We start from the raw sequence: 4,691 nt of genomic DNA on the forward strand, positions 1-4,691 counted from the left end.
GTGTGGCAGATCTGGACGGTGAGGCCCTCCCGGGCGCCGACGTGCAGCACCCCGCTGGCGATCTCGGTGAAGTAGGGGTCCCCGATCTCGTGCACGAGCAGGCCGACCGAGCGCGAAGCTCCACCGGCCAGGCTGCGGGCGTGCACGTTGGCGATGTAGCCCATCTGCCGGGCGACGTCGCGCACCCGCTCGGCGACCTCCTCACTGACGCCCGTCGAGCGCGACAGGCTGCGCGAGGCCGTGGCGATCGAGACACCGGCCGCCTCGGCGACGTCCTGCAACCGCAGCGTGGGCCGTTCCTTCGCCACCTGTCCGCCTCCCGACTGTTCCGCACTCAATTCGCTGTGACCCTTGCCACATCCGGCCTGCGCTGCCTACAGTAGCCGAAAGCGCTTACGAAAGCGCTTACGTTCACGTAGAGGAGCGACATGAAGGTCACTACCCCCCACCGGCTCGGCGCCCTGGCCCTGGCCTCCTGCCTCACGCTCAGCGGCTGCATGAGCTCCGGCTCGGGCAGCGAGGGCGAGGCCGGCGACGGGCCGATCACCATCGGCATCTCCCTGCCGCTCACCGGTGACTTCAGCGAGCCGGGCAAGGGCGTGCAGCGCGGCTACGAGGCCTGGGCCGACTACGTCAACGAGAACGGCGGCCTGCTGGGCCGTGACGTCGAGCTGACGATCCTCGACGACCAGTCCAACGCGGACCGCGTCGCCTCCGACTACGAGAAGCTGATCAACCAGGACGGCGTCGACCTGGTCTTCGGCCCCTTCTCCACCCGCCTGGTCGTGCCTGCGGCGCAGGTCGCCAAGGACTACGGCTTCCTCTTCGTGGAGCCCGCGGGCGCCGCCGAGGAGGTCTTCACCCAGGGCTTCGACAACCTCTTCTACGCCGCCCCCGCGGTCGCTGACGACCACTACAACTACCTCGCCGAGGCGATCGAGGCGCTGCCCGAGGGCGAGCGGCCGAAGACCGCCGCGTACGCCGCCATGGACGACCCGTTCGCGCAGGGCACGGCGTACGGCCTGAAGACCCGCCTCGAGGCGATGGGCGTCGAGACCGTGGTCGACGAGGTCTACCCGCCCAACACCACCGACTTCGGCTCGATCGCAGCCAAGATCGCCGACAGCAAGGCCGACGTCGTGGTCGGCGGCACGCAGTACCAGGACGCGGTCAACATGATCGTGTCGCTGCGCCAGCTCGGCTACCAGCCGAAGATGGCCGCCTTCTCCACCGCGCCCACCAACCCGGAGTTCCCCGAGGCGATCGGCGACGAGACCGAGGGCATCCTCTCCCCCACCGGCTACACCCCGGACGCGACCTACCCCACCAACGCCGAGTTCGTGGAGTACTACACCGAGACGCACGGCAGCCCGCCGGCCGAGGACGAGGCCAACGCCTGGACGACCGGTCAGGTCGTGGCCGCCGCGGTCGAGGCCGTCGGCTGCGCCGACCCCGACCCGGAGTGCCAGCAGCAGCTCATCGACTGGTTGCGCGACAACGAGGTCGACACCGTTGTCGGCCCGCTCACGTGGGACGCGGAGGGCCGCCCCGAGGGCGCCCACCTCATCCAGCAGTACGTCGACGGGAAGATCCGGATCGTGCTGCCCGAGGAGGCCGCCGAGGCGGACCTCATCCTCGAGAAGCCCACCTGGTGACCGGTCGACCGACCCACCGAAAGGCGTCCTGATGTCCCTGTTCTTCCAGAGCCTGGTGCTGGGCGTGCTGCTGGGCGGGCTCTACGCCCTCCTGGCCGCCGGCCTCACCCTCTACTTCGGCGTGATGCGGGTGGTGATGATCGCCCACTCGGCGTTCCTCATCCTCGCCGCGTACCTCGCGTGGTTCTTCACCACCGAGACCGGCCTCGACCCCCTCCTGTCGCTCGTGGTCACCGTCCCGCTCTTCTTCGTCACCGGTGTGCTCATGCAGCGGCTGCTCATCTCGCGGCTGCGTCCGGCGACCCTGACGATGATGTCGGTGCTGCTGACCTTCTCGGTGGCCCTGGTCATCGAGGGGATGCTGGGCTTCGTCTTCAGCGGCACCCAGCGCCGCATCCGGCTGCCCTACAGCGGCGAGAGCATCGACCTGTTCGGCGCCAACATCGCGGTGGTCAAGCTGATCGCCTTCGGGCTGGCAGCGGTCTCGCTCGGCGCGCTCTTCCTGATCCTCAAGAAGACGCAGTTCGGGCAGGCCCTGCGGGCCACGATCCAGCACCCCGACGCCGCTCGACTCATCGGCATCAACACCGACCGGATCGCCGGGTACGGCTTCGGCCTGGGTCTGGCCACCGCGGCCATCGGCGGGACGGCGCTCGCCCTCGACTCCACGATCTACCCGTCGCTCCACTGGCACTGGATCGGCCCACTGATGGCGATCATCGTGGTCGGCGGACTGGGCAGCATCCCGGGTGCGGCCATCGCGGCCATGCTGCTCGGCCTCGGCCAGAGCCTGCTCCAGATCCCGCTCGGGACGACCTGGGCCCAGACCCTCTTCTACGTCGCGTTGTTCGCCACCTTGATGGTGCGACCGCAGGGATTCTTCGGAGGTCGTCTTGCCCAGCGCTTCTGACACCACCAGCCGCGGCACCCGCGCGGCCAAGGCCGTTGGCCTGGTCCTCCTGGCCGCCGCCGTGCTGGCCTTCCCGAGCCTGGCCCCGGACCCGTTCATCCTCTCCGTGGGCGTCGTCATCATGAGCTACGCCGTGCTCGCCACGTCGTGGAACTTCGTCGGCGGGTTCACCGGCTACATCTCGCTCGGCCACGCCGCCTACTCCGGACTCGGCGCCTACGCCACCGCGCTGCTGGTGATCCACACCAGCCTCAACCCGTGGGTGGCGATGCTCCTCGGCGGCGTGGTCGTCGCGGCGCTCGCCGTGCCCATCGGCATCGCCAGCCTCCGCGTCCGCGGCGCGTCCTTCGTGATCGTCTCGATCGCGATGGTGCTGATCCTGCTGCTGGTCTTCCAGTCGTGGGGCGACTTCACCGGCGGGTCCAACGGACTGCGTGTCCCGCGACCCTTCGACGAGTCGGTGCTGCGACCCGAGCAGCACGAGCGCTTCTTCTACCTGCACGCCGCCCTGCTCGCGGTGGCATTGCTGGCCTGGTGGGGCATCGACCGGTCCCGCTTCGGCACCGGCCTCAAGGCGATCCGCGAGGACGAGGACAAGGCCCAGTCGCTCGGCGTGCCGACCTTCAGCTACAAGCTGGTCGCCTTCGTGATCTCGGCGTTCTTCACCGCGCTGGGCGGCGGGCTGTACGCCCTGTGGTTCGGCTTCCTCGACCCGATCTTCCAGTTCTCGATCCTGGTCGGCTCCTACATGGTGCTGATGAGCCTGCTCGGGGGCATCCGCAGCCTCTTGGGCCCGTTCCTCGGCGCGGTGATCGTCGGCTACGCGGTGGAGTTCTTCAAGAACCAGTACGGCGACACGCAGTTCCACCTCGTCGCGATGGGCCTGCTGCTCGGCCTGGTCGTGCTCTTCATGCCCGACGGGATCATCCCGGCCGTGTCCCAGCTCATCAACCGGTTCCGCCCCCAGGCCGCCTCCATCCGCGAGGTCAGTGCCGGCGAGCTGGCCGAGCAGCGTCGTACGGCGTCAGGGCAGGAAGCCACCGCCGCCGACGACGACGCGGCCGACCGCCTCTCCGAAGGAGCCCAGCGATGACCGACGCACTGGCCACCGAGACCCGCATCGGGCTCGCCACCGAGGGCCTGACCAAGTCCTTCGGCGGCGTCACAGCCGTCGACGGGGCGAGCGTGCAGTTCCACCACGGCAAGGTCAACGCCCTCATCGGCCCCAACGGCTCGGGCAAGACCACGTTCTTCAACTGCGTCACCGGGATGATCAAGCCCGACAGCGGACGCGCGACCTACCTCGGCGACGACATCACCGGCAAGGCCTCCCACAAGATCGCCAGGGCCGGGATCGGCCGCAGCTTCCAGCTGTGCCGGATCTTCCCGCGGATGACCGTCATGGAGAACATGCTGGTCGCCGTCCGCTCGACCGGCCTGCGCCACCTGGTGAGACCGGCCCGCAGCGACGACGACGTCGACCGGGCCCGGGAGCTGCTGACCCGCGTGGGCATCGACCACCTCGAGCACAGCGAGGCCCGCGACATCTCCTACGGCCAGCAGAAGCTCCTCGAGCTGGCCGGCGTGCTGATGGGCGACCCCGAGACGATCATGCTCGACGAGCCCGCGGGCGGCGTGAACCCCGCCCTCATCGACCGGATCGCCAGCCTGGTGCGCGACCTCAACGCGGAGGGCAAGACGTTCCTCATCGTCGAGCACAACATGGACCTCGTCATGAGCCTGTCCGACCACGTCGTCGTCTTCGACCGCGGTCGCCAGATCTGCGAGGGACCGCCGTCGGTCGTGCAGAGCGACCCCCGAGTCCTGGAGGCCTACCTTGGCATCTGACATCGCCCCCGAGCCGCTGCTCGAGCTCCGCGACATCGAGGCCGGCTACGGCCGCGCCGCGCTGGTGCTGCGCGGTCTCACCGTCACCGTCCCGCCGGCCACCGTGGTGTGCCTCGTCGGCCCCAACGGCGCCGGCAAGTCCACGGTCCTCAAGGTCGCCAGCGGGATGCTCACCCCCCGCTCGGGCACCATCCGGGTGGCCGGGCAGGACGTCACGAAGAACTCGCCCCAGCAGATGCTGACCGCCGGGCTCTCCCACGTCCTCCAGGGCCACAGCG

General features: G+C 69.4%; 6 protein-coding genes. 5 read left to right on the top strand and 1 reads right to left on the bottom strand.

Annotated features, from left to right (window positions below; genetic code table 11):
- Nucleotides 1-308, bottom strand: a 308-nt coding sequence (locus AC1DQF_RS21145) for a LacI family DNA-binding transcriptional regulator (protein ID WP_477527194.1), incomplete at its 3' end; no start/stop codon positions are given.
- A gap of 120 nt (nt 309-428) precedes the next feature.
- On the opposite strand from AC1DQF_RS21145, the gene AC1DQF_RS21150 reads away from it, so the two are divergent.
- From AC1DQF_RS21150 to AC1DQF_RS21170, 5 genes are all read left to right on the top strand, one after another.
- A complete protein-coding gene (locus AC1DQF_RS21150; protein ID WP_477527195.1) occupies nt 429-1,655 on the top strand; it encodes an amino acid ABC transporter substrate-binding protein in 1,227 nt (408 codons plus the stop codon).
- A 31-nt stretch (nt 1,656-1,686) separates the two neighbouring features.
- Nucleotides 1,687-2,565 (top strand): branched-chain amino acid ABC transporter permease, encoded by an 879-nt coding sequence (locus AC1DQF_RS21155; protein ID WP_477527196.1) that lies wholly within the window; start codon nt 1,687-1,689, stop codon nt 2,563-2,565.
- Complete coding sequence (locus AC1DQF_RS21160; RefSeq protein WP_477527197.1) at nt 2,549-3,658, top strand: branched-chain amino acid ABC transporter permease; 1,110 nt, start codon at nt 2,549-2,551, stop codon at nt 3,656-3,658. Before AC1DQF_RS21155 ends, AC1DQF_RS21160 begins: the two co-directional genes overlap by 17 nt.
- The gene (locus AC1DQF_RS21165) at nt 3,655-4,413 is read left to right on the top strand and encodes an ABC transporter ATP-binding protein (protein WP_477527198.1); all 759 of its coding nucleotides are present in this window, start codon (nt 3,655-3,657) and stop codon (nt 4,411-4,413) included. The genes AC1DQF_RS21160 and AC1DQF_RS21165 overlap by 4 nt, the downstream gene beginning before the upstream one ends.
- A partial coding sequence (locus AC1DQF_RS21170; RefSeq protein ID WP_477527199.1) for an ATP-binding cassette domain-containing protein occupies nt 4,403-4,691 on the top strand: 289 nt, incomplete at its 3' end. The genes AC1DQF_RS21165 and AC1DQF_RS21170, both read left to right, overlap by 11 nt.

The organism is Nocardioides sp. P4_G4, assembly GCF_056401085.1.